We start from the raw sequence: 21401 nt of genomic DNA, 5'->3' as shown, positions 1-21401 counted from the left end.
TTCGCCGTCCGCGCGTCGGGTTTCGTCGCCCGCGCGGCGCGTTTCGCCGTCCCCGCCCCGCGTTTCGTCGTCCGCGCCCCGCGTTTGATCGTCCGCGTCCGACTCGTCGAGCAGATCCCGCACCATCAGCGTCGCGCCCGCGACCGCCCCCGGCATCAGGAAGATGGCGACCAGCGGGACGACGAAGGCGACGGCGAGCGGCACGCCGAAGCCCAGGGTCAGCAGCCGGCGCGAGCGCAGCAGTGCCAGGCGGGGCCGCAGTTCCATGCCCCGGCGCTGGAGGGCGACGGCCGTCAGCTCCTCGGTGAGGAAGAACCCGGTGACGCAGAAGCCGATGGCCGGAATGACGCTCTGGCCGATCACCGGAACGAAGCCGAGCGCGAAGAGCAGGACGCCGTAGCACCCGACCCTGATCAGGATGCGCAGGGAGTCGCGGGCGGAGATCCACAGTTCGCGTCCGAGCGAGAGGCCCGACTCGGGGGCCGCGCCACCGCTCTCGGACCGGTCGACGTCGGCGGAGAGCTTCTCGTAGAAGGGCTGGCCGACGAGCAGGGTCACGGCGGTGAAGGAGATCACCGCGAGGAACAGGCCGAGCGCGAAGACCAGCGCGGTCAGGCAGCCGCGGAACAGGCCGAGCCAGGGCGAGGACCAGTCGTCGGCGAACGGGGTCGCCCAGCCGACGAAGTCGTCGGCGCCGTAGGCGAGCCCGATCAGCGCGCCCACGTACAGGACGAGGGTGATGAGGCCGGGCAGCAGGCCGACGCCGAGCGACCTGCCGTGCCCGGCGGCCCACCGCTGTCCCTTGACCAGATATCCGAAGCCCGCCCCTAGATCACGCATGTCGCCGACCCTATCCGGCGGCCGGTGCGGGGCCGACCCGCAGGGGGCCCCGCTCCCCGCACCCCCCGCCGTGCCTGAACGGCGCTCGTTCAGGAGCGGGCGAACCGGTCGAGGGCGTCCTGGGCCGCCGCACCCATGTCCGCGTGGCTCAGGCCGTGGCCCGCGTCGTCGATCGCCAGCAGTTCACAGCCCGGCCAGCGGTCCGCGAGGGCGCGGGCCGGGTCGGGCGGGGAGCTGAGGTCCTGCCCGCCGGTGATGAGCACCCCGGGTATCTTCCCCAACTCGCTTGCGCCGCGCAGGAGTTGACCGTCTTCGAGCCAGGCCGCATGGCGCCAGTAGTGGGTGACGAGCCGGGCGAAGGTCATCCGGAAGGCGGGGTCGGCGTACCGCGAACCGCCGAAGCTCTCGGGCAGTCGCGCCCCGGGCGCCCGCACATGGGTGTCCTCCCAGCGGCACCAGTTCCGGGCGGCCTCCTCGCGTACGGCGGGATCGGGGTCGGCGAGCAGCCGGGCGTACGCGTCGACCAGTCGCTCGCCCTCGCCGGGCCGCGCCGCGTCGCGGAACTCGGCCCACGCCTCGGGGAAGTGGCCCCCCACCCCCTCGGTGATCCAGTCCACCTCGGCGCGGCTGGTCGTCGCGATCGAGAAGAGGACGACCTCGCTGACCCGGTCCGGGTGAGCCTGCGCGTACGCGAGTCCGAGCGTGGCGCCCCAAGACCCGCCGAACACCAGCCACTTGGCGATGCCGAGGTGCTCGCGCAGCTGCTCCATGTCCGCCATCAGATGGTGGGTGGTGTTGGTGGCGAGGTCCGTCGTCGCCTCACCGGCGGACGGCGTGGAGCGGCCGCAGCCCCGCTGGTCGAAGAGGACCACGCGGTAGCGCGCCGGGTCGAAGTAGCGGCGCCAGGACGGCCCCGCTCCCGAGCCGGGCCCGCCGTGCACCACGACGGCCGGCTTTCCGCCGGGGTTTCCGCACACCTCCCAGTGGACGAGGTTGCCGTCACCGGTGTCGAGCGTGCCGTGGTCGTACGGGGCTGTCTCGGGAAAGGTCATGCGGCCCAGCATGGCAAAGGACCGCGCCACCGGGGCGCGGTCCTTCGAGGTGCCGGTTACGCGACGGCGAGGTTCACCGTGATGTTGCCGCGGGTCGCCTTGGAGTACGGGCAGACCTGGTGGGCCTTCTCGATGAGGTCCTGGGCGGTGGCGCGGTCCACGTTCGGGATGGTCGCGGTGATCTCGACGTAGATGCCGAAGCCGTCGTCGTTCTTGCCGATGCCGACGTGCGCGGTGACGGTCGAGCCGGATATGTCGGCCTTCTCGTTGCGCGCGACGACGCCGAGGGCGCCCTGGAAGCAGGCGCTGTAGCCGGCGGCGAAGAGCTGCTCGGGGTTGGTGCCCGCGCCGCTGCCGCCCATCTCCTTCGGCGGGTTGACGACGACGTCCAACTGGCCGTCGTCGGTGGAGACGCGGCCGTCACGGCCGTTCTCGGCGGTGGCGACGGCGGTGTAGAGGACCTCGGACTTCTGAATGGACATGCTGGGGTGCTCCTCCTGGGTACGCGGCCGCTCGCGCCTCACGGCCGCCGGGATGTGGAAAAACCTTATCGGATCGCGGAAACCGTGAGGCGGAGTGTGCGATGGGTCACGCGCGGGCGTGACGGGCTCCTCGCCGCGTACCTGGACCCAGGAGGACGCAAGCGGCGCGCTCCCGCTCGGAACTACTCGCCGAGCGAGACGACCATCTTTCCGGTGTTCGCGCCGCGCAGCATACCGAGGAAGGCGTCGACGCCGTTCTCGATGCCGTCCACGACGGTCTCGCTGTACTTGAGCTCGCCCGAGGCCAGCCAGCCGGCGACCTCGCCGACGAACTGCTGCTGCATGCCGTAGTGGTCGCCGACGAGAACGCCCTGGAGGCGCAGCCGCTTGCCGATGACCATCGCCATGTTGCGCGGGCCGGGGGTCGGCTCGGTGTCGTTGTAGCCCGCGATCATGCCGCAGATGGTGGCGCGGCCGTGCACGTTGAGGGCGGAGATCGCCGCCTCGAGGTGCTCGCCGCCGACGTTGTCGAAGTACACGTCGATGCCGTCGGGGGCGGCCGCGCGCAGCTGGTCGAGGACCGGGCCGTTCTTGTAGTTGAAGGCGGCGTCGAAGCCGAGCTCCTCCACCAGCCACTTGACCTTCTCGTCGGAGCCGGCCGAGCCGATGACGCGCGAGGCGCCCTTGAGCCGGGCGATCTGGCCGACCTGGCTGCCGACGGCGCCGGCCGCGCCGGAGACGAACACCGCGTCGCCCTCCTTGAAGGAGGCGACCTCCAGAAGGCCCGCGTAGGCGGTGAGGCCCGGCATGCCGAGCACCCCGAGGTAGGCGGAGAGCGGGGCGAGCGCGCCGTCCACCTTGGTGGCGTGCCGGGCGTCGACGTCGGCGTACTCGCGCCAGCCGAGCCCGTGCAGGACCTGGTCGCCGACGGCGAACCCGTCGTCGTTCGAGGCGATGACCTCACCGACCGCGCCGCCGTCCATCGGCCGCTCCAGCTGGAACGGCGGGACGTAGGACTTCACGTCGTTCATACGGCCGCGCATGTACGGGTCGACCGACATGAAGAGGTTGCGGACCAGGATGCGGCCGGGCGCCGGCTCGGCGACGGGGGTCTCCCGCAGCGCGAAGTCGGACGGCACGGGCCAGCCGTTCGGGCGGGCGACGAGGTGCCATTCACGGCTGGTGGCGGGGAGTGCGGACGAGGTGGCCATGGGGTGCGTCCTCCTGCGAGCAAAAGCTGATCGATACATCGGGTACGTCGGTACCGGTACCCATGAGCGCCGGCCGGCTGCGCCGGTGCGCCGGGCGCCCCGAATACTTCAGGTACTGAAAGAACAATGCTCCCAGATATTTGAGATTGTCAAGTAACTGGGTAGGCTTCGGCGCATGGCCCCTCGAACGGATCCCCTGAGCCTCGAAGTGATCGAGCTGATCGGCACGGTCGTCGCCCGCTACTACGAGGAGTACGAGCGGGCCGCCGCCGAGCACTCCCTCACCGGCGCGCAGGCCCGGGTCCTCGGGCTGCTCTCCCTGGAGCCGATGCCGATGCGGCGGATCGCCCAGAAGCTGAAGTGCGAGCCGTCCAACATCACCGGCATCGTCGACCGCCTCGAAGCGCGGGGCCTGGTGGAGCGCCGCCCCGACCCGCTGGACCGCCGCGTCAAACTGGCCGCCCCCACCGCCGACGGCCTGGCGACCGCGGCCGATCTGCGCGCGTCCCTGAACTTCGCGAGGGAACCGCTGGCCGAACTGTCGACACGGGAGCGGACGGTGCTGCGGGATCTGCTCAAGCGGATGCTGGGCGATTAGCCCTGGCGACTAGCCCTGGCGGATGCTGGGCGATCAGCTCAAGGGGATGCCGGGCGATCAGCCCTGCGTGCTCAGGTGCACCACCACAGGAACCGGTGGCAGGTCTTGGTCGGGGTGGGAGAGGGCGGCGGCGGGGGCGGGGGCTGCTCGGAGTGGCTGGGCTCGCCCGGTCCGGGTGAATCGGAGGCTCCCGGCGAAGCCGGATCCATCGGTACGGAGGAGGAGGGCCCGGGGCCGGGAGCGGCCGAGGACGACGTCTTCGGCGAGGCGCCGTCGCGGGGCGGCTCGCTCGCGGCCCCGCCGGGCGCGGGCGCCCCGGTGGCCGGGCCGGAGCCGGGGCCGGAGCCCGGACCCCGGGCGTGCCCTTTGGAGGACACCGGTCTCGCCGCGGGTTTCGAGGGCGGCCCCGCCGCGCTGCCCGACGGCAGCGGCTGGGGGTCGGAGATCGTCTGGTCCTCCTGCACGGAGGACGCCCGGTCGTCGACGGGCGGCTCCATCGCCATCTGCACCATGCCCACCGCCCCGGCCACCAGCACCAGACCGGCCGAGCCGAACAGGATCACCTTGCCCCGCTTTCGCCGGGCCCGGCGGCCCTTGCGGGCGCGGCGATGACCGGGCGGCGCCGGCACCTCCGCGACGCCGGTGGGAGCACCGGCGTACACCAGGAGCTCGTCGTCGGGCGCGGGTGCCAGCGCCTCCACGGGTGTTCCGCAACCGGCGCAGGCCAGTGCGCCGTTGAGGTGCCGTCGGCAGGAGTGGCAGTAATCCATGGCCCAGGGAGGCTATGCGGCGGCCGGGCAACATAAGGGGCCGGAGATGTGTGGATCTTGTGCGGAAGAGCCGCCTCCTGGGCGTGGCCGCGTGACGAATCGCCATGGACCGGGGCGTTGTCAGTGGGGCCGGGCAGGATGGACGTCATGACGGAAATCGTGATGCGGCCGTTCGGTCCGCTGGACTTCCAACTCGTGCTGCTGCGGCGGATGTCCGACCACCAGCCGGGCCTCGTCGAGCAGGCGCGGCTGGAGCTGGGCGCCTCCGTGGCGCAGATGCGCGAGGCCAACAGGCGCTGGCAGGCGATGGTCCGCTCGGCCCGCTCGCGCGGCGCGCTGTCCCGCTACCGCTCGGTGCTCGGGGCGCCCGAGTCGGTGGCGCCGCGCCGGATCGGGGACCTGGACTGCGAGGCCCACCTGTGGCCGGTGCCGCTCTGGCCCGGGCTCCGGTTCGAGGTGCTGGCCGGGCCGGGGGGCGCGGTGTGGAACGAGTGGCTGGTCCGGGCCCCCGGCATACCGGGCCCCGAGCTGCGCGGGGAGGACGATCTGCGGCCGTGGTCGTGCACGGTGGACGAGGCGGCCCGTGCCTTCCCCCCGGCCCGCCCGATGGAGGGCTCGGCGCCCACGCGGTGGCAGCTCTCGATCACCCTGCCCGGCGGCGGGACCCGCGTCGCGGAGTTCACCTGGGGGCTGCTCCAGCGACTGCTGCCCTGAGGCGGAGCCCGAGGGAGGTCTTCGACCCGCCGTCGGGCAAGGCACCGACAGGGCGCGCCGGGCGGGGTGGGCTGCTGCGACGTCCGGGCAGCTAGCCACCGCCGGCGCGCTTGACCTGCGCCGTGTCCGCTTTCTGGCTGGTCGTCAGCTCGTATGCCCCCTACCGGCGCATCCCAGCGCGCGTCGGCCCCCGCGCGGTCGCATGATGCGAACTAAGTACCGCTCTCGGGAGGATCTGCCGTGACCGTCAGTCTTGAGCAGTTGCGCCGTTGCCATGTTGCCGTCGACCTCGGGGCCGCAAGAACCCGGGTCTACGTCAAGGGAGCCGGACTCGTCGTGGACGAGCCGAGCGTGGCTGCCGTCAACACCCGCACCGGCGCGCTCATCGCCGTCGGCGCCTTCGCCGAACAGATGACGGGCCGCACGCCCGACTACATCCGGGTGGCCCGCCCGGTGTCCGGCGGCACCGTCGTCGACATCGAGATGGCCCAGCGCATGCTGCGTCATCTCCTGGGCGAGAAGCTCCGCCGCCAGTTGCGCCGCAAGCCGAGGCTGCGCGCCGCCGCCTGCACCCCGCACGACAGCGACCCGCTGGCGCAGCGCGCCGCGATGGAGACCCTGGTGGGCCTCGGTGCCCGCCGGGTCGAGCTGGTCGACACCCTGATCGCGGCCGCCGTCGGCTGCGGGCTCCCGGTCGAGCAGCCCACCGCCACCATGATCATGGTGTGCGGGGCCGCCACGACCCAGATCGCCGTGCTCTCGCTCGGCGCCATCGTCACGGCCGTCCGCATCCCCGTCGGCGGCGAGGCCATCGACCACGCGGTCATCCAGCACCTGCGCCACCAGCACGAACTGATGCTGCCCAGCCAGTCCGTGCGCCCGCTGCAACTCGCGCTGCGCGGCAACGGCCTGACCTCGCAGGGGCCCGCGTCCACCGAGATCCACGGCCGTGACGTCGCGACCGGTCTGGCCCGTTCGGTCCTGGTCGACACGGCCGCCGTGCGCAACGCCATCCACACCCCGCTGACCGCCGTGCTCGACGGCATCGGCAAGGTGCTCCGCGACTGCCCGCCCGACCTGGTCGCCGACCTCGCCGAGCGGGGCATCATGATGGTCGGCGGCAGCGCCCTGCTCCCGGGCCTCGACCAGATGCTGCGCGACTCCACGGGCATGCCGGTCCACATCGCCGAGCGGCCCGACGTCTGCGCGATCCTGGGCCTCGGCTCGATGCTGGAGGGGACGATCCAGCCGATGGCGCTGGCCCCCGCCCCGATGGCCGAGTGACCGGCACGACAACCGTGGCTGCCGGGACGGACGGCCGGGGTGCGGAATCCTCGAAGGATGACTGAAGCGGAGGGGCTGGGCGGCGCGGAGCCGGGAGGCCGGCGCCGCCCGTCCCGCCCCACCTCCGACACCCCGCCGAACCCGCACCCGGCCGCCCCCCAGGACCCGACGGCCACCGACCCGGGCACCCCCGCCCCCGAACACCCGGCCGCCACCGAACCAGGCACCCCCGGCGGCGAACACCCGACCGCCACCGAACCAGGCACCCCCAACCCCGAACACCCGGCCGCCACCGAACCAGGCACCCCCAACCCCGAACACCCGGCCGCCACCGAACCAGGCACCCCCAACCCCGAACACCCGGCCGCCACCGAACCAGGCACCCCCAACCCCGAACACCCGGCCGCCACCGAACCGGGCACCCCCAACCCCGAACACCCGGCCGCCACCGGATCATCAGGCACCCCCGGCGGCGAGGCCGACTCCGTCGCGCCCCGGTTGCCGATGCTCCTGGAGGCCGTGCTCGGCGTCGGGACCGATCTCGAACTGCGCACCACGCTCCAGCACATCGTGGAGTCCGCGGCCGAGCTGACCGACGCACGGTACGGGGCGCTCGGAGTGGTCGACCCCGAACGCGGGCGGCTCACCGACCTGTTCACCACCGGCCTCACCGACGCCGAACGCGAACGGATCGCCTCGCTGCCCGACGGCCACACCGGGTTGCTCGGCGCCCTCATCCAGGACCCGCGTCCGCTGCGCCTCGACGACCGGCGCACCGACCCCCGTTCGGCCGACCTGCCGCCCGGCCACCCCCCGATGCGCTCGTTCCTGGGCGTACCGATCCGGGTGCACACCCAGGTCTTCGGCAACCTCTACCTCACCGAGAAGCGCGGCGGCCCCTTCACCGAGGAGGACCTCGCGCTGCTGCGGGTGCTCGCCGCGCAGGCCGGCATCGCCATCGGCAACGCCCGCCTGTACGAGACCGTACGGGTGCGGGAGCGCTGGATCGAGGGCGCGGCGGCCGTCACCACCTCCCTGCTCACCGGCGAGAGCGCCGCAGACGCCCTGATGAAGGTGGCCGAGCGGGCCCGGCTGCTCGCGGACGCGGCGGCGGGGGTGGTGCTCCAGCCCACCGCGGCCGGCGGCATGGAGATCGTCGCGGCCTCCGCGCCGGACGACCCCGACGACATCGTGGGGACGACGATCGAGCCGGGATCGCCGGTCCTGGTCCAACTCCTGGGCGGGGAGCCGGTGTTCCTGGAGGACTCGGCGACCGACCCGCGGATGACCACCCATGTGCGCAGCCGTTTCGGGCCGAGCATGATGCTGCCGCTCCAGAGCGGCGGCAAGCTGATCGGCACGCTCGCCCTGCCCCGGCGGCGCGGCGCCCGCCCGTACACGGCGGTCGACCGGCTGCTCGCCGCCCAGTTCGCCTCGCAGGCCGCGCTCGCCCTGGTCCTCGCCGACGCCCAGCACAACCGCGAGCAGCTCGCCGTGTACGAGGACCGCGACCGCATCGCCCGCGACCTCCACGACCTGGTCGTCCAGCGCCTGTTCGCCACCGAGATGATGCTGGAGTCGACCCGGCGCCGGGCGGAGAAGGCCGCGGCCGACGACACCGACGAGATGCTGACCCGGGCCGTCGACGAGCTCGACTCCACCATCCAGGAGGTGCGCACCGCGATCTTCGCCCTCCAGCAGCCGCCCGCCGACGCCCCGACCACCCCGCGCGGCCGGGTGCTGCGCGAGACGGCGGGCGCGGGCGCGCTGCTCGGCTTCCGGCCCTCGGTGCGTTTCGAGGGCGCGGTGGACACCCTCGTCGGCGAGCCGGTGGACGCCCAGCTGGTGGCGGCCCTGCGCGGCGCCCTCGCCGCGGCGCACCGCAGGGCAGGGGTGTCCTCGGTGCGCGTCGTGGTGGACGCGGGCGCCGAACTCCCCGACGGGCGGCCCGGGGTGCGGCTCACCGTCGTCGACAACGGCATGCGCGACGACGGCATCCGCGGCACGACCCTCACCTGGCAGGCCCCGCTCCCCTAGGCCAGCCCGGCGCCGGGGGCGGGCGGAGAAAATGAGCTGCGTACGGCAGGTCCGGGCCCCACAGTGAGGGCCATGAGCGAGCTGTGGACGACGGCGCTGGCGGGCGCGGCGGCGGGCCTCGGGGTGGCCGTGCCGGTGGGCGCGGTCGGCGTGCTGCTGATCCAGGAGGGCATGCGCGAGCGGCGCGGCGCGATGGCCGCGGCGGCGGCCGTCGCCACGGTCGACCTGGCCTACGCGGCCCTCGCCACGGCACTCGGCCCGCTGGTCGCCGACGCGCTGTCCGGCGTGGAGGCCTGGGTGCGCCTGGCCTCCGCCCTGGTACTCGCCACCATCGCCGGCCACGGCCTGTGGGCGTCACGGCGACGCCCGGCACGGGAGCTGGAGGCGTCACCGGGCGCCCCGGCACCGCCGACGCGAGAAGCGCACGCGGAGCCGGGCGCCCTGGCAAGGCCGACGCGGCAAACGGCACACGCCGCCCCGACCAACCCGGCGGCCCCACCCCAGGAAGCGCACGCCGCCCCGACCAACCCGGCGGCCCCACCCCAGGAAGCGCCGCACGCCGCACCGGGCGCCCCGGCGAGCCCACCCCAGGACGCGGCACACCCCGCCCCGACCGACCCGGCAAGGCCGACGCGGCAAGCGGCGCACGCGGCGCCACCCAAGCCACCCGGCCCCGCCCGCACCTTCGTCCGGTTCACGGCGCTCACCCTCATCAACCCGACGACCGCCCTCTACTTCGCCGCGCTGACCACCGCCCGGGGCTCCTCCCTCCGGGGCGGCGCGGCGGGCGCGGTGTTCGTGGCGGGGGTCTTCGCGGCCTCGCTCCTGTGGCAGCAGTTCCTGGTGGCCGCGAGCGGCTTCGCCGGCGCCCGGATCTCTCCGGCCGCCCGGGCCTGGACGTTCCGCGCCGGGTACGGGCTCGTCGCCCTGTACGCCGTGAAGGTGGCGCTCCCCCTGCCGTGACGGTGCTCACGCTTGGGGTGACTCCAGCGGGATGCCAGGACGCGTACGGCAGGATGCGGATCATGCGTCCGAACGGCGCCGCGCCGGGTCGACGACCCCGGCCCGCCCCCGTTCGGGCCCGCCCGCGCCGTCGACATCGAGGAGTCCCGTACGTGTCCCCTCTTCTGCCCCGCCTGTACGCCGCCGAGCCCCGCGAGGCGATCCGCTTCGGCGAGCACGCGCTGACCTACGCCGAACTGGCGGGCTCCGCGGGCGCGCTGGCCCGCCGGATCGCGGACGCGGGCCGGGTCGCGGTCTGGGCGACGCCGACCCCGGCGACCGTGGTCGGCGTGGTGGCGGCGCTCGTCGCGGGCGTACCGGCGGTGCCGCTGAACCCGAAGACGGGCGAGCGGGAGCTGACCCACATCGTCGGCGACAGCGAGCCGACCGTGGTGCTGGCCGGCCCGGACGACCAACTCCCGCCCGCGCTGGCCGCGTTGGAGCGTATCGACGTCATCGCGGACGGGACGGCCGGGGACGGGACGGCCGGGGGCCTGCCCGCCGAGCCCGCCGACTCGGCGCCGGCCCTGATCGTCTACACCTCCGGCACGACCGGCCCGCCCAAGGGCGCGGTGCTGCCGAGGCGGGCCCTCGCGGCGACCCTCGACGCGCTCCAGGACGCCTGGGCCTGGACGGCCGACGACGTCCTGGTGCACGGGCTCCCGCTGTTCCACGTCCACGGCCTGATCCTGGGCGTCCTCGGCCCGCTGCGCCGCGGCGGCTCGGTGCGCCACCTCGGCCGGTTCTCGGTCGAGGGCGTCACCCGGGAGCTGACGGCGGGCGCGACCATGCTGTTCGGGGTGCCGACGATGTACCACCGCATCGCCGAAGTCATCGACGCGCGGCCGGAGTTGGCGAAAGCGCTGGCGGGGGCGCGGCTGCTGGTGTCCGGTTCCGCGGCGCTGCCCGCGCCCGACCACCGGCGCATCGCCCGGGCGGCGGGCCGGCCGGTGATCGAGCGGTACGGCATGACGGAGACCCTGATGCTGTGCGCCCAGCGGGCGGACGGCGGGGCGCGCCCCGGCGCGGTCGGCACCCCCCTGCCCGGCGTCGAACTGCGCCTGGCGGAGGAGGCCGACGGCATCGGCGAGATCCAGGTACGCGGCCCCAGCCTGTTCAGCGGCTATCTGAACCGGCCGGACGCGACGGCGGCGGCCTTCACCGAGGACGGCTGGTTCCGCACCGGAGACATGGCGAGCAGGGACCCGGACGGGCAGGTGCGGATCGTCGGCCGCAAGGCCACCGACCTCATCAAGAGCGGCGGCTACAAGATCGGCGCGGGTGAGATCGAGAACGCGCTGCTCGACCACCCCGGGGTGCGCGAGGCGGCGGTGACGGGCGAGCCGGACGAGGACCTGGGCGAGCGCATCGTGGCGTGGGTGGTGCCCAGCGATCCCCAACTGCCGCCCAGTAAGGTCGAGTTGGCCGACCATGTGGCCAACCAGCTCGCCCCCCACAAGCGCCCGCGCGTGGTGCGTTATCTGTCCGAGCTGCCCCGAAACGAGATGGGCAAGATCATGAAGCGAGCCCTGCATGTCTGAGCGGATGTCTGAGCGGATGTCGGCGCGGGACGCCATCGCGGCCGTGACCCGGGACTTCACCGAACTCCCGCTGCCGGAGGGCGAGTTCCCCGAGGACGGCCCCCTCGCCTGGGCGGGTTACGACGCTGCGCGCGCACGGGCGACGGAGCGTACGGGTGAGACGGAGTCGGTGGTCCCCGGCGTCGCCACCATCGAGGGGCGGCCCTGTGTGCTGGTCTCCTTCGAATTCGGCTTCCTGGGAGGTTCCCTTGGCCGGCGCACCGGCGACCGCCTGGAGGCGGCGTACGAAACGGCCCGCGAGCGGCGCCTTCCGCTGGTCTCGCTGATCGCCACGGGCGGCAGCCGGATGCAGGAGGGCGTGCTCGCGCTGGCCCAACTCCAGCGGGTGGCACGCCAGTCGGCACTGCTGCGGGAGGCGGGGCTGCCGCAGATCGCGGTGGTGCGCGACCCGACGACCGGCGGCGGCTGGGCGACGCTGGGCGCGGGCGCCGATGTGGTCCTCGCCCTGCCGGGCGTCCAGATCGGCTTCGCGGGCTCCCGGGTGCGCCCGGCGGACGCGGACCCGGCGGCCTACCGCGCGGAGGGCCAACTGGCGGCGGGCCAGATCGACGCGATCGTACGGAAGGAGGAGTTGCGGGGTGTCCTCGCGGGCTGGCTGACCCTGCTCGGCGGCGCCCGGCCGACCGGGCCCGCGCCGGTCCCGGAGGCCTTCGGCACCTCCGGTCTGCCCGAGGACGGCTGGGACGCGGTGAGCCGGGCCCGCGCCGCGGGACGGCCCCGCGCCGAGGCCTATCTGGACGCCTACTTCCCGCACCGCCAGGCCCTGGTGGGCGACCGGTGCGGAGGCGTGGACCCGGGGATGCTGTGCGGCTTCGGCCTGCACGCGGGGGCGAGTTACGCCTACGCGGCGCAGACCGGTACCGCGACCCGTCCGGCGGGGTACCGCGCCGCGGCCCGTCTGATCCGCCTCGCCGACCGCCTGGGCATCCCGGTCCTGACCCTCATCGACACCCCGGGCGCCGCGAACGACGCGGAGGCGGAGCGGGCCGGGCAGGGGGCGGCGATCGCCGACGCGTTCGCGGCGGTGGCCTCCGCGCGGGTGCCGGTGACGACCCTGGTCATCGGCGAGGGCGGCTCGGGCGGCGCGCTCGCCCTGACGTCCCCCGACCGCACCTGGGTGACGGCGGACAGCTACTTCTCGGTGATCGCGCCGGAGCTCGCCGCGGCCATCCTGAAACGGGACGCCTCCCAGGTGCGGCCCACCGCCTCCCAACTCCGGCTGCGCCCCCAGGACTTGGTGGAGCTGGGCGTGGCGAGGGGCGTCCTGGGCGCCTAGGGCCTGTCCGGCGGATCTTGTCTGGGACGCGGAAGCCGAGCCCTGCGGGAGGCGACCAGATCCGCCGGACAGACCCTAGCTCCCCGCTACGGAACGGGGTGGCGGCCGTCGTAGCGCGCGAAGTCGCGGCGGCCGAGGCCGAGCAGGGTCACCGCGAGGACGCAGGCAAGGCCGCCGCCGACCACCATGACGGTGGGCGAGGTGAGGTCGGCGACCGTGCCGGCGAGGAAGTCGCCGAGCCTCGGGCCGCCCGCGACCACGACGATGAAGACGCCCTGGAGCCGGCCGCGCATGTCGTCGGGGGCGGCGACCTGCATCATCGTGTTGCGGAACACCATGGACACGGTGTCCGAGAACCCGGCGACGGCCAGCATGAGCAGGCCGAGCCACAGCTGGCGGGTCAGTCCGAACGCCGCGATGGCGGCGCCCCATCCGCCGACCGAGATCAGCACCGCGAGCCCGTGCCGGTGGATGCGGCCCTGCCAGCCGGAGAACACCCCGCCGAGCAGCGCGCCGATCGCGGGCGCCGCGACCAGCAGCCCCGTGGTGCGGGCGTCGCCGCCGTACCAGAGGACGGCGATGGCCGGGAACAGGGCGCGGGGGTGGGCCAGGATCATCGCGCAGAAGTCGCTGAAGAAGGTCATCCGCAGATTGGGCCGGGTGGCCAGGAACCGCAGCCCCTCCAGGATCGAGGGCCGCTTGGTGCCGGTCCGGTCGGGCAGCATCGCGGGCAGCCGCCACATCGCGTAGAGGGAGGCGGCGAAGGTGATCGCGTCGATGAGGTACGCCGTCTTGTACCCGGCGAAGCCGACGACGAGACCGCCCAGCATCGGACCGACGAGCGTACCGGTCGTCATGATCATGGAGTTGAGGGCGTTGGCGGCGGGCAGGTGCTCGGGCGGCAGCAGCTTGGGGATCATCGCCGACCGTGCGGGGGCGTTCAGTGCCTGGCAGACCGACTGGAGCGCGATCACCGCGTACAGGAACCACACGTTCGCCACCCCGGCGAAGGTCCCGGCCGCGAGCGCCCCGGACAGCGCGGCCGATCCGAGCGCGCTGTGGAGCCCGAGCTTGCGGCGGTCCACGGTGTCGGCGATGGCGCCGCCGTACAGACCGAACGCGATCAGCGGTACGAGCGTGAAGATGCCGACCAGGCCCACGTAGAAGCTGGAGCCGGTGAGGTCGTAGACCTGGAGGGAGATGGCGAGCGCGGTCATGCCGCTGCCGACCCAGGACACCATGTTGCCGAACCAGAGCCTGCGGTAGTCCGCGGATATACGGAAGGGGGTGAGGTCGGCGAGGATCCGCCGCCGGACCCCCGCCCCGCCCGGGGCACCCCCGCCCCCGGTGCCCGCCCGGGGTCCCGCGGCGGGGGACGGCGTTGTCGGGGGAGTCTCGGTGGGCTGCTCGGCTTGTTCGGTCACGCGGGATGCTAACCCCGCCCGGTAGCACCCAGGTAGGGGCGACCTCACGCACCCCCGCCCTTGAGCGTGGGCGGGGGTGCGACCCCAGCGCCACTCCGGCCATGACCGCTAAGGTCCCGCCCGTCCCGCATCCCGCATCCCGCATCCCGCGGCGGCCCGCCGTGCCCCGGGCGGGTCAATGCACCGGCAGCCCATTTCCCGGCAATCCACGGCAGTGGAGAAGCGGTGATCATGCCCCCACGAGCACATCGCCTCAGGTCGGGGGCGCATCGGCCGCATTCGGTCGCGTTCGGCACCCTTATGCCGCACCTACATGCGCGCGCCGAAGCCTCCGGTCGCCGCTACGCTTCCCCCGATCAGTAAAGCGTCGTCGCCGCCCCCGCCGTCATCAGGCGGGGGCGGCGACGCATCTCGCCGGAAGGCCCACCATGAACACTCTGATCTCCGCCGCCGCCCGCAGCGCCGCCACCCCGCAGACGGCCCGGCGGGTGCCGCTCGCCGCGCGCGCGGCGGCCCAGCACGCCGGCCGCGTCCCCACCGCCCTCGACCGCGTCACCACGGCCGCGGCCAACGTGCCCAGCGCTTCTGCCTTCCAGTCCGCCCTGTGAAGGCTTGGTAACCCCCGAGCCCCCGCAGAGGCCCCCGGCACCCGCACCAACCGTGCGCGCCACCGGGGGCCTTCGTCGTACCCCGGCCCGAAAGCCCGCCCGAGACCCCGCCCGACACGCCGAGTTGAGCCATTCGTGGCCCCCGCGCCGAAAACGGGCCGAGGCTCGCGAGCAGCCCCCGGACAGCAGCGCGCCCTGGCCGGAAAGACCCGGCCAGGGCGGTAAAACAACAGGTCGCAACGTTTCTGCACGGGGACCCGGAGTGGGGCGGGTGGGACTCGAACCCACGGCCGACGGATTATGAGTCCGCTGCTCTAACCGGCTGAGCTACCGCCCCTAACGGCGCGTCGCGCACATGTGTGCGCGCCGTCTGCCGCAGCATAGCCGCTCATACGATCTCCTGCCTCGGATGGTCGGCATCGCACGCCCATGAGGACTTCGCGGAGATCCCGGCGGTTCCGCCGGATACGAAAAAGGACCCCGAAGGGTCCGATTCCGCTGCTCTCCCGACTGGACTCGAACCAGTAACCTGCCGATTAACAGTCGGCTGCTCTGCCAATTGAGCTACAGGAGACCGAGCTCCCCCGACTGGACTCGAACCAGTAACCTGCCGATTAACAGTCGGCTGCTCTGCCAATTGAGCTACAGGGGAATGTCTCGTTGCGGCGAACGTACCTACCTGGATGTTCCCGGGCGGCGTGCGTTCGCTGCGACACATACATTAGCGCAAGCAGGGGGGTGCTCCGCCAATCGGTTCCGCCCTGGGTGATCACGGGGCTGCGCGGGTAGGCGCGGCACACACGCTAGGGAAGGGTGACCACCATGCGATACCGGCTCACGTTCGTCGTCGGACTGGCTCTCGGATACGTGCTCGGAACCCGGGCCGGCCGCGAGCGCTACGAGCAGTTGAAGAAGTCCGCACGTCAGGTGGCTCAGAACCCCGCGGTGCGCAACACCGCCGAGTCGGCCGCGCAGACCTCGCGCGCCGCGGCGGGCAAGGCGTTCCACGCGGTGAGCGAGAAGGTCGGCGACAAGATGCCCGCCTCCGTCAGCGACCGGGTGCGCTCCCTGCGCGAGCGCACGGGCACCGAGGACGAGTGGGGCACCAGCAACACCTGACCCACGGGCACCCCCGCGTGCCCTCGACCGTGCCGGGCGACAGCGTTGTCCCGGCCACCGCCGTCCCAGGAGTCCCTCGCGTGCGGCAGAATCGTCAACCATGGGGATAGTCGCCGGGCTGGACAGCTCTTCCGCCTTCACTCGCATCGTCGTCTGCGACACCGACACGGGTGCCGTGCTGCGGCAGGGGTACGCCCCGCACCCGGTGGAACCCAAGGCGACCGAGGTGGATCCGCAGGCGTGGCTCCTCTCGCTCGGTGAGGCGGCGGCCGGCGGGCTCCTCGAAGGCGTCCAGGCCATCGGGGTCTGTGCCCAGCAGCACGGACTGCTGCCGCTGGACGGCCAGGGCAACCTCGTGCGGCCCGCGCTGACCGGCAACGACAAGCGGGCGCAGGTCGCCGCGGCCGACCTCGTCGACGGGCTCGGCAGCCGGGAGGCCTGGGCGCAGGCCGTCGGGTGTGTGCCGCAGGCTGCCCAGGCGGTGGCCAAACTGCGCTGGCTGGCACGGCACGAACCCGAGGCCGCCCAGCGCACCGCCGGCGTGCTCCAGGCCCACGACTGGCTGGTGTGGCAACTGCTCGGCCGGCCCGCCCGGCGCACCACCGACCGCGGTGCCGCCTCCGGCACCGGGTACTGGTCCGCCGCCACCGGCTTCTACCGCCCCGATCTGGTCGAGCTCGCGCTCGGCCACCAAGTGGCGCTGCCCGAGGTGCTCGGCCCCTCGGACGCGGCCGGCACCACCCCCGAAGGCCTGCTCATCTCGGCCGGCACCGGCGAGACGATGGCGGCCGCGTTCGGGCTCGGGGTCGGGGTGGGCGACGCGGTGGTCTCGCTCGGCGCCTCGGGCTCGGTCATGGCCGTGCACCACGAGGCGCTGGCCGACCCGAGCGGGATGATTACGTCCTTCGCCGACGCCACGGGCATGCATCTGCCCGTCGTCCATACGAGCAACGCCGTCCGCACCCTGCGCGGGACGGCGGAACTGCTCGGCGTGGAGGATCTCGCCGAACTCAGCGCCCTCGCCCTCAAGTCCACCCCCGGCGCCAGCGGGCTCGTCCTGCTGCCCTACCTGGAAGGCGAGCGCACCCCCCGCCTCCCGCACGCCGCGGGCACCCTGGCCGGGCTGCGCCGCGAGTCGATGAAGCCCGAACACCTGGCGCGGGCCGCCTTCGAGGGCATGCTCTGCTCGCTGGGCGACGCCCTGGACGTGCTGCGGATGCGCGGAGTCGAGGTGCGGCGGGTCTTCCTGCTCGGCGCCGCCGCGGAACTGCCCGCCGTACAGGCGGCCGCGCCCGCCCTGTTCGGTACGCAGGTCGTGGTCCCCCAGCCCGCCGAGTACGCGGCGCTCGGCGCCGCCCGGCAGGCGGCCTGGGCGCTCGGCGTCTCCCAGGGGACGCTCGGCGCGCACACCCCGCCGGCCTGGCAGGGCGCGGCGGCGCAGATATTCGAGCCGGGGGAGGAACTCTCCGTCGGACAGGCGGTGCGTCAGCAGTACATCGCCACCCGTGACGAGATCCACCCCGGCGCCTTCGGCCAGGGTTCTTGACTCCGGCCCCGGCCACGCTCTTTGCTATTCCTTTTGACTCGGGCTGGATAATCGCTTGAGCTTCCAGCGGTGGAGTGTCGCAAGATGGGGGGTCGAACCCCCGATCTTGCCGACCCGGAGAGCCTGCGCGTGCTCATACGACTCCTGCGGTCCCATCTAGGGCCGTACAAGAAACCGATCGCCCTGCTGGTGCTGCTGCAACTGCTCCAGACCAGCGCCACCCTCTATCTGCCCACCCTGAACGCGGACATCATCGACCAAGGCGTTGTGAACGGGGACACGGGTTACATCCTGACCCACGGCGCCATCATGATCGCCGTCAGTCTCGTCCAGGTGTTCTGCAACATCGGAGCCGTCTTCTACGGCGCCAGAACCGCCGCGGCCCTCGGGCGCGACGTCCGGGCCGGGGTCTTCGCGCGGGTGCAGTCCTTCTCGGCCCGCGAGGTCGGACAGTTCGGCGCACCGTCCCTGATCACCCGGACCACCAATGACGTCCAGCAGGTCCAGATGCTGGTCCTGATGGCGTTCACGCTGATGGTGTCCGCGCCGATCATGTGTGTCGGCGGCATCGTCATGGCGCTCGGCCAGGACGTTCCGCTGTCGGGTGTGCTCCTCGCCGTCGTTCCCGTCCTCGGCATCGCGGTCTCGCTGATCGTGCGCAGGATGCGGCCGCTCTTCCGCACCATGCAGACCCGTCTGGACACGGTCAACCGCGTGCTGCGCGAGCAGATCACCGGCAACCGCGTGATCCGGGCGTTCGTACGGGACGAGTACGAGCAGGAGCGCTTCCGGGGCGCCAACACCGAACTCACCGACGTCTCCCTCGCCACCGGCCGGCTGATGGCGCTGATGTTCCCCACCGTCATGACCGTCGTGAACCTGTCGTCGGTGGCCGTGGTCTGGTTCGGCGCGCACCGCATCGACAGCGGCGGCATGCAGATCGGCCAGCTCACCGCGTTCCTGGCGTACCTCATGCAGATCGTGATGGCCGTCATGATGGCCACCTTCATGTTCATGATGGTGCCCCGCGCCGAGGTCTGCGCCGAGCGCATCGAGGAGGTCCTGGGCACGGACACCAGCGTGGTGCCGCCCAAGAGCCCCGTCACCGAACTGCGCCGCCACGGCCATCTTCAGGTGCGGGGCGCCGACTTCAAGTACCCCGGCGCCGAGGCGTCCGTGCTGCGCGGCGTCGAACTCGTGGCCCGCCCCGGCGAGATCACCGCGATCATCGGCTCCACGGGCAGCGGCAAGTCGACCCTCCTCGGGCTCGTGCCGCGCCTCATGGACGCCACCGATGGCCAGGTGCTCGTCGACGGCGAGGACGTCCGCACGCTCGACCCCGTGCTGCTCGCCAAGACGGTGTCGCTGGTGCCGCAGAAGCCCTATCTCTTCTCGGGCACGGTCGCCACCAACCTGCGGTACGGCAACCCCGACGCGAGCGACGAGGAGCTGTGGCACGCGCTGGAAGTGGCGCAAGCCAAGGAGTTCGTGACCAAGCTGGAGGGCGGTTTGGACGCGCCGATCGCCCAGGGCGGCACCAATGTCTCCGGCGGCCAGCGCCAGCGGCTCGCGATCGCGCGGACGCTGGTGCAGCGCCCGGAGATCTACCTCTTCGACGACTCCTTCTCGGCGCTCGACTACGCCACCGACGCGGCGCTGCGCTCCGCGCTCGCCCGCGAGACCGCCGAGGCGACGGTCGTGATCGTCGCCCAGCGGGTCTCCACCATCCGCGACGCCGACCGGATCGTCGTCCTCGACGAGGGACGGGTCGTCGGCACCGGCCGCCATCACGAACTGATGGCCGGCAACGAGACGTACCGGGAGATCGTGCTCTCCCAGCTGACGGAGGCTGAGGCGGCATGAGCGGGCCCGGTGGACGCATGATGATGGGCGGCGGTCCCGACCAGCGCTCCCTCAATTTCAAGGAATCCGGAAAGCGGCTCCTCAAGGGGCTCGCTCCGGAGAAGGCGACCCTGAGCGTGATGATGCTCGCGGTCGTCGTCAGTGTCGGCCTGACCGTCATCGGACCGAAGATCCTCGGCCGGGCGACCGACCTGGTCTTCGCCGGTGTCGTGGGCCCGCGCTTCCCGGACGGCATGACCAAGACGCAGGCCCTTGAGGCGCTGCGCGCCAAGGGCCAGGGCGGCCTCGCCGACATGCTCTCGGGCGTGGACTTCGCCCCCGGCGACAGCATCGACTTCGGCGCGGTCGGCTCCGTCCTGCTCACGGCGCTCGCGGTGTACCTCGGTGCCGGTCTGATGATGCTGGTGGCGACCCGGCTCTCCAACCGGGCCATCAACAAGACCGTGTTCCGGATGCGCGAGGACATCCAGACCAAACTGTCGCGACTGCCCCTGTCCTACTTCGACCAGGCCAAGCGCGGTGAGGTGCTCAGCCGCGCCACCAACGACATCGACAACATCTCGCAGACGATGCAGCAGACGATGGGCCAGCTCATCAACTCGCTGCTCACCATCGTCGGCGTCCTGGTGATGATGTTCTGGATCTCGCCGCTGCTGGCCCTGGTGGCGCTGGTCACGGTGCCGCTGTCGGTGGTCGTGGCCACCAAGGTCGGCAAGCGGTCGCAGCCGCAGTTCGTCCAGCAGTGGAAGTCCACGGGCAAGCTGAACGCGCACATCGAGGAGATGTACACCGGGCACGCCCTGGTGAAGGTGTTCGGGCGCCAGCAGGAGTCGGCCAACGCCTTCGCCGAACAGAACGACGCGCTGTACGAGGCGTCGTTCCGGGCGCAGTTCAACAGTGGTGTGATGCAGCCGCTGATGATGTTCGTCTCCAACCTGAACTACGTCCTGGTGGCGGTCGTCGGCGGCCTGCGGGTGGCGACCGGCTCGCTCTCCATCGGTGACGTCCAGGCCTTCATCCAGTACTCGCGGCAGTTCTCGATGCCGCTGACCCAGGTCGCCTCCATGGCGAACCTGGTGCAGTCCGGTGTCGCCTCCGCCGAGCGGATCTTCGAACTGCTCGACGCCGAGGAGCAGGAACCGGACACCGCATCGCCGGAGCGCCCCGAGGTGCTGCGCGGCGCGGTCGCACTGGAGGGCGTCTCGTTCCGGTACGAACCGGAGAAGCCGCTCATCGAGGACCTCTCGCTCACGGTGGAGCCCGGACACACCGTCGCGATCGTCGGCCCCACGGGCGCCGGCAAGACGACGCTGGTCAATCTGCTCATGCGGTTCTACGAGGTCACCGGTGGCCGGATCACCCTGGACGGGGTGGACGCGGCGCGGATGACCCGCGAGGAGCTGCGGTCCTCCATCGGCATGGTGCTCCAGGACACCTGGCTGTTCGGCGGGACGATCGCCGACAACATCGCGTACGGCGCGGCGAAGGAAGTCACCCGCGAGGAGATCGAGGAGGCGGCGAAGGCGGCCCACGCGGACCGCTTCATCCGCACCCTGCCCGAGGGCTACGACACCGTCATCGACGACGAGGGCAGCGGCGTCAGCGCGGGCGAGAAGCAGCTCATCACCATCGCGCGGGCGTTCCTGTCCGACCCGGTGATCCTCGTCCTCGACGAGGCGACGAGTTCGGTCGACACCCGTACCGAGGTGCTGATCCAGAAGGCGATGGCGCGGCTCGCCCACGGGCGTACGTCGTTCGTCATCGCGCACCGGCTCTCCACGATCCGGGACGCGGACGTCATCCTGGTGATGGAGAACGGCTCGATCGTCGAACAGGGCACGCACGACGAACTGTTGGCGGCCGAGGGCGCGTACGCCCGCCTGTACGCGGCCCAGTTCGCCCAGGCGGTAGCCGAAGTCGACTGACGAACCCGGCAATTGGGAGGCCGGTACGGGGGTGTTCCGTACCGGCCCT

At 72.6% G+C, this 21401-nt stretch carries 17 protein-coding genes, 3 tRNA genes and 1 pseudogene; 12 read left to right on the top strand and 9 right to left on the bottom strand.

Translation table 11 applies throughout. The features are described from left to right. Positions 1–78: 78 nt before the first annotated feature. The 4 genes and pseudogenes from DWB77_RS26235 to DWB77_RS26220 all read right to left on the bottom strand — a co-directional run. Positions 79–840: pseudogene (locus DWB77_RS26235) on the bottom strand (EI24 domain-containing protein); the annotation flags it as partial. An 89-nt stretch (positions 841–929) separates the two neighbouring features. Further along, positions 930–1892, bottom strand: a complete 963-nt coding sequence (gene pip, locus DWB77_RS26230) for a prolyl aminopeptidase (RefSeq protein WP_120728264.1) — start codon at positions 1890–1892, stop codon at positions 930–932. Positions 1893–1948: 56 nt separating this feature from the next. Then, positions 1949–2374 (bottom strand): organic hydroperoxide resistance protein, encoded by a 426-nt coding sequence (locus DWB77_RS26225; protein ID WP_120723670.1) that lies wholly within the window; start codon positions 2372–2374, stop codon positions 1949–1951. A 182-nt stretch (positions 2375–2556) separates the two neighbouring features. Continuing rightward, positions 2557–3585, bottom strand: a complete 1029-nt coding sequence (locus DWB77_RS26220; RefSeq protein WP_120723669.1) for an NADP-dependent oxidoreductase — start codon at positions 3583–3585, stop codon at positions 2557–2559. Positions 3586–3760: 175 nt separating this feature from the next. Here DWB77_RS26220 and DWB77_RS26215 point away from each other — a divergent pair, with 175 nt between their 5' ends. Further along, positions 3761–4183: a MarR family winged helix-turn-helix transcriptional regulator gene (locus DWB77_RS26215; protein WP_120723667.1), complete on the top strand. Its 423-nt coding sequence runs from the start codon at positions 3761–3763 to the stop codon at positions 4181–4183. A gap of 71 nt (positions 4184–4254) precedes the next feature. Here the strand turns inward: DWB77_RS26215 and DWB77_RS26210 are convergent, their stop codons facing one another. Further along, positions 4255–4953, bottom strand: a complete 699-nt coding sequence (locus DWB77_RS26210) for an SCO2400 family protein (protein WP_120723665.1) — start codon at positions 4951–4953, stop codon at positions 4255–4257. 147 nt (positions 4954–5100) lie between these two features. Between DWB77_RS26210 and DWB77_RS26205 the strand changes: the two genes are divergently transcribed. From DWB77_RS26205 to DWB77_RS26180, 6 genes are all read left to right on the top strand, one after another. Then, positions 5101–5667, top strand: a complete 567-nt coding sequence (locus DWB77_RS26205; RefSeq protein WP_174248625.1) for a hypothetical protein — start codon at positions 5101–5103, stop codon at positions 5665–5667. A 240-nt stretch (positions 5668–5907) separates the two neighbouring features. After that, a complete protein-coding gene (locus DWB77_RS26200) occupies positions 5908–6951 on the top strand; it encodes a rod shape-determining protein (RefSeq protein WP_120723663.1) in 1044 nt (347 codons plus the stop codon). Positions 6952–7455: 504 nt separating this feature from the next. Further along, on the top strand, positions 7456–8988 hold the full coding sequence (locus DWB77_RS26195; protein WP_120728260.1) for a GAF domain-containing protein: 1533 nt from the start codon (positions 7456–7458) through the stop codon (positions 8986–8988). Positions 8989–9060: 72 nt separating this feature from the next. Then, positions 9061–9951, top strand: a complete 891-nt coding sequence (locus tag DWB77_RS26190) for a LysE family transporter (RefSeq protein ID WP_120723661.1) — start codon at positions 9061–9063, stop codon at positions 9949–9951. A 152-nt stretch (positions 9952–10103) separates the two neighbouring features. Beyond that, the gene (locus DWB77_RS26185) at positions 10104–11531 is read left to right on the top strand and encodes an acyl-CoA synthetase (protein ID WP_246033639.1); all 1428 of its coding nucleotides are present in this window, start codon (positions 10104–10106) and stop codon (positions 11529–11531) included. A 4-nt stretch (positions 11532–11535) separates the two neighbouring features. Then, the gene (locus DWB77_RS26180; RefSeq protein WP_120723659.1) at positions 11536–12867 is read left to right on the top strand and encodes a carboxyl transferase domain-containing protein; all 1332 of its coding nucleotides are present in this window, start codon (positions 11536–11538) and stop codon (positions 12865–12867) included. A gap of 86 nt (positions 12868–12953) precedes the next feature. Here the strand turns inward: DWB77_RS26180 and DWB77_RS26175 are convergent, their stop codons facing one another. Then, positions 12954–14171, bottom strand: coding sequence for an MFS transporter (locus DWB77_RS26175; RefSeq protein WP_246033924.1), 1218 nt, complete (start codon positions 14169–14171; stop codon positions 12954–12956). Positions 14172–14719: 548 nt separating this feature from the next. On the opposite strand from DWB77_RS26175, the gene DWB77_RS26170 reads away from it, so the two are divergent. Then, positions 14720–14899: a hypothetical protein gene (locus DWB77_RS26170; RefSeq protein ID WP_120723655.1), complete on the top strand. Its 180-nt coding sequence runs from the start codon at positions 14720–14722 to the stop codon at positions 14897–14899. Between the two features lie 263 nt (positions 14900–15162). On the opposite strand, the gene DWB77_RS26165 is transcribed toward DWB77_RS26170, so the two are convergent. From DWB77_RS26165 to DWB77_RS26155, 3 genes are all read right to left on the bottom strand, one after another. After that, positions 15163–15236 (bottom strand) — tRNA-Ile (locus DWB77_RS26165). Positions 15237–15400: 164 nt separating this feature from the next. Further along, positions 15401–15473 (bottom strand) — tRNA-Asn (locus DWB77_RS26160). A gap of 5 nt (positions 15474–15478) precedes the next feature. Beyond that, positions 15479–15551, bottom strand: a tRNA-Asn gene (locus DWB77_RS26155). A 170-nt stretch (positions 15552–15721) separates the two neighbouring features. Between DWB77_RS26155 and DWB77_RS26150 the strand changes: the two genes are divergently transcribed. The 4 genes from DWB77_RS26150 to DWB77_RS26135 all read left to right on the top strand — a co-directional run bounded on the left by DWB77_RS26150 (position 15722) and on the right by DWB77_RS26135 (position 21352). Continuing rightward, a complete protein-coding gene (locus DWB77_RS26150; RefSeq protein WP_120728255.1) occupies positions 15722–16018 on the top strand; it encodes a YtxH domain-containing protein in 297 nt (98 codons plus the stop codon). 100 nt (positions 16019–16118) lie between these two features. Beyond that, on the top strand, positions 16119–17564 hold the full coding sequence (locus DWB77_RS26145) for an FGGY family carbohydrate kinase (RefSeq protein WP_120723653.1): 1446 nt from the start codon (positions 16119–16121) through the stop codon (positions 17562–17564). A gap of 129 nt (positions 17565–17693) precedes the next feature. Next, positions 17694–19427, top strand: a complete 1734-nt coding sequence (locus tag DWB77_RS26140) for an ABC transporter ATP-binding protein (protein ID WP_120723651.1) — start codon at positions 17694–17696, stop codon at positions 19425–19427. Then, the gene (locus DWB77_RS26135; RefSeq protein ID WP_120723649.1) at positions 19424–21352 is read left to right on the top strand and encodes an ABC transporter ATP-binding protein; all 1929 of its coding nucleotides are present in this window, start codon (positions 19424–19426) and stop codon (positions 21350–21352) included. The genes DWB77_RS26140 and DWB77_RS26135 overlap by 4 nt, the downstream gene beginning before the upstream one ends. The last annotated feature ends 49 nt before the right edge of the window (positions 21353–21401 follow it).

Origin of the sequence: Streptomyces hundungensis, from assembly GCF_003627815.1 — a bacterium.
GTDB lineage: Bacteria > Actinomycetota > Actinomycetes > Streptomycetales > Streptomycetaceae > Streptomyces > Streptomyces hundungensis_A.
This window is presented reverse-complemented; position numbering and strand designations above follow the sequence as displayed.

Bases quoted from the DNA above. Each gene is read 5' to 3' on its own strand.
- DWB77_RS26190 (WP_120723661.1), top strand. From the start codon at position 9,061: ATGAGCGAGCTGTGGACGACGGCGCTGGCGGGCGCGGCGGCGGGCCTC.
- DWB77_RS26210 (WP_120723665.1), bottom strand. From the start codon at position 4,953: ATGGATTACTGCCACTCCTGCCGACGGCACCTCAACGGCGCACTGGCC.
- DWB77_RS26205 (WP_174248625.1), top strand. From the start codon at position 5,101: ATGACGGAAATCGTGATGCGGCCGTTCGGTCCGCTGGACTTCCAACTC.
- DWB77_RS26220 (WP_120723669.1), bottom strand. From the start codon at position 3,585: ATGGCCACCTCGTCCGCACTCCCCGCCACCAGCCGTGAATGGCACCTC.
- DWB77_RS26170 (WP_120723655.1), top strand. From the start codon at position 14,720: ATGAACACTCTGATCTCCGCCGCCGCCCGCAGCGCCGCCACCCCGCAG.
- DWB77_RS26150 (WP_120728255.1), top strand. From the start codon at position 15,722: ATGCGATACCGGCTCACGTTCGTCGTCGGACTGGCTCTCGGATACGTG.
- DWB77_RS26135 (WP_120723649.1), top strand. From the start codon at position 19,424: ATGAGCGGGCCCGGTGGACGCATGATGATGGGCGGCGGTCCCGACCAG.
- DWB77_RS26195 (WP_120728260.1), top strand. From the start codon at position 7,456: ATGCTCCTGGAGGCCGTGCTCGGCGTCGGGACCGATCTCGAACTGCGC.
- DWB77_RS26225 (WP_120723670.1), bottom strand. From the start codon at position 2,374: ATGTCCATTCAGAAGTCCGAGGTCCTCTACACCGCCGTCGCCACCGCC.
- DWB77_RS26215 (WP_120723667.1), top strand. From the start codon at position 3,761: ATGGCCCCTCGAACGGATCCCCTGAGCCTCGAAGTGATCGAGCTGATC.
- DWB77_RS26180 (WP_120723659.1), top strand. From the start codon at position 11,536: ATGTCTGAGCGGATGTCGGCGCGGGACGCCATCGCGGCCGTGACCCGG.
- DWB77_RS26145 (WP_120723653.1), top strand. From the start codon at position 16,119: ATGGGGATAGTCGCCGGGCTGGACAGCTCTTCCGCCTTCACTCGCATC.
- pip (WP_120728264.1), bottom strand. From the start codon at position 1,892: ATGACCTTTCCCGAGACAGCCCCGTACGACCACGGCACGCTCGACACC.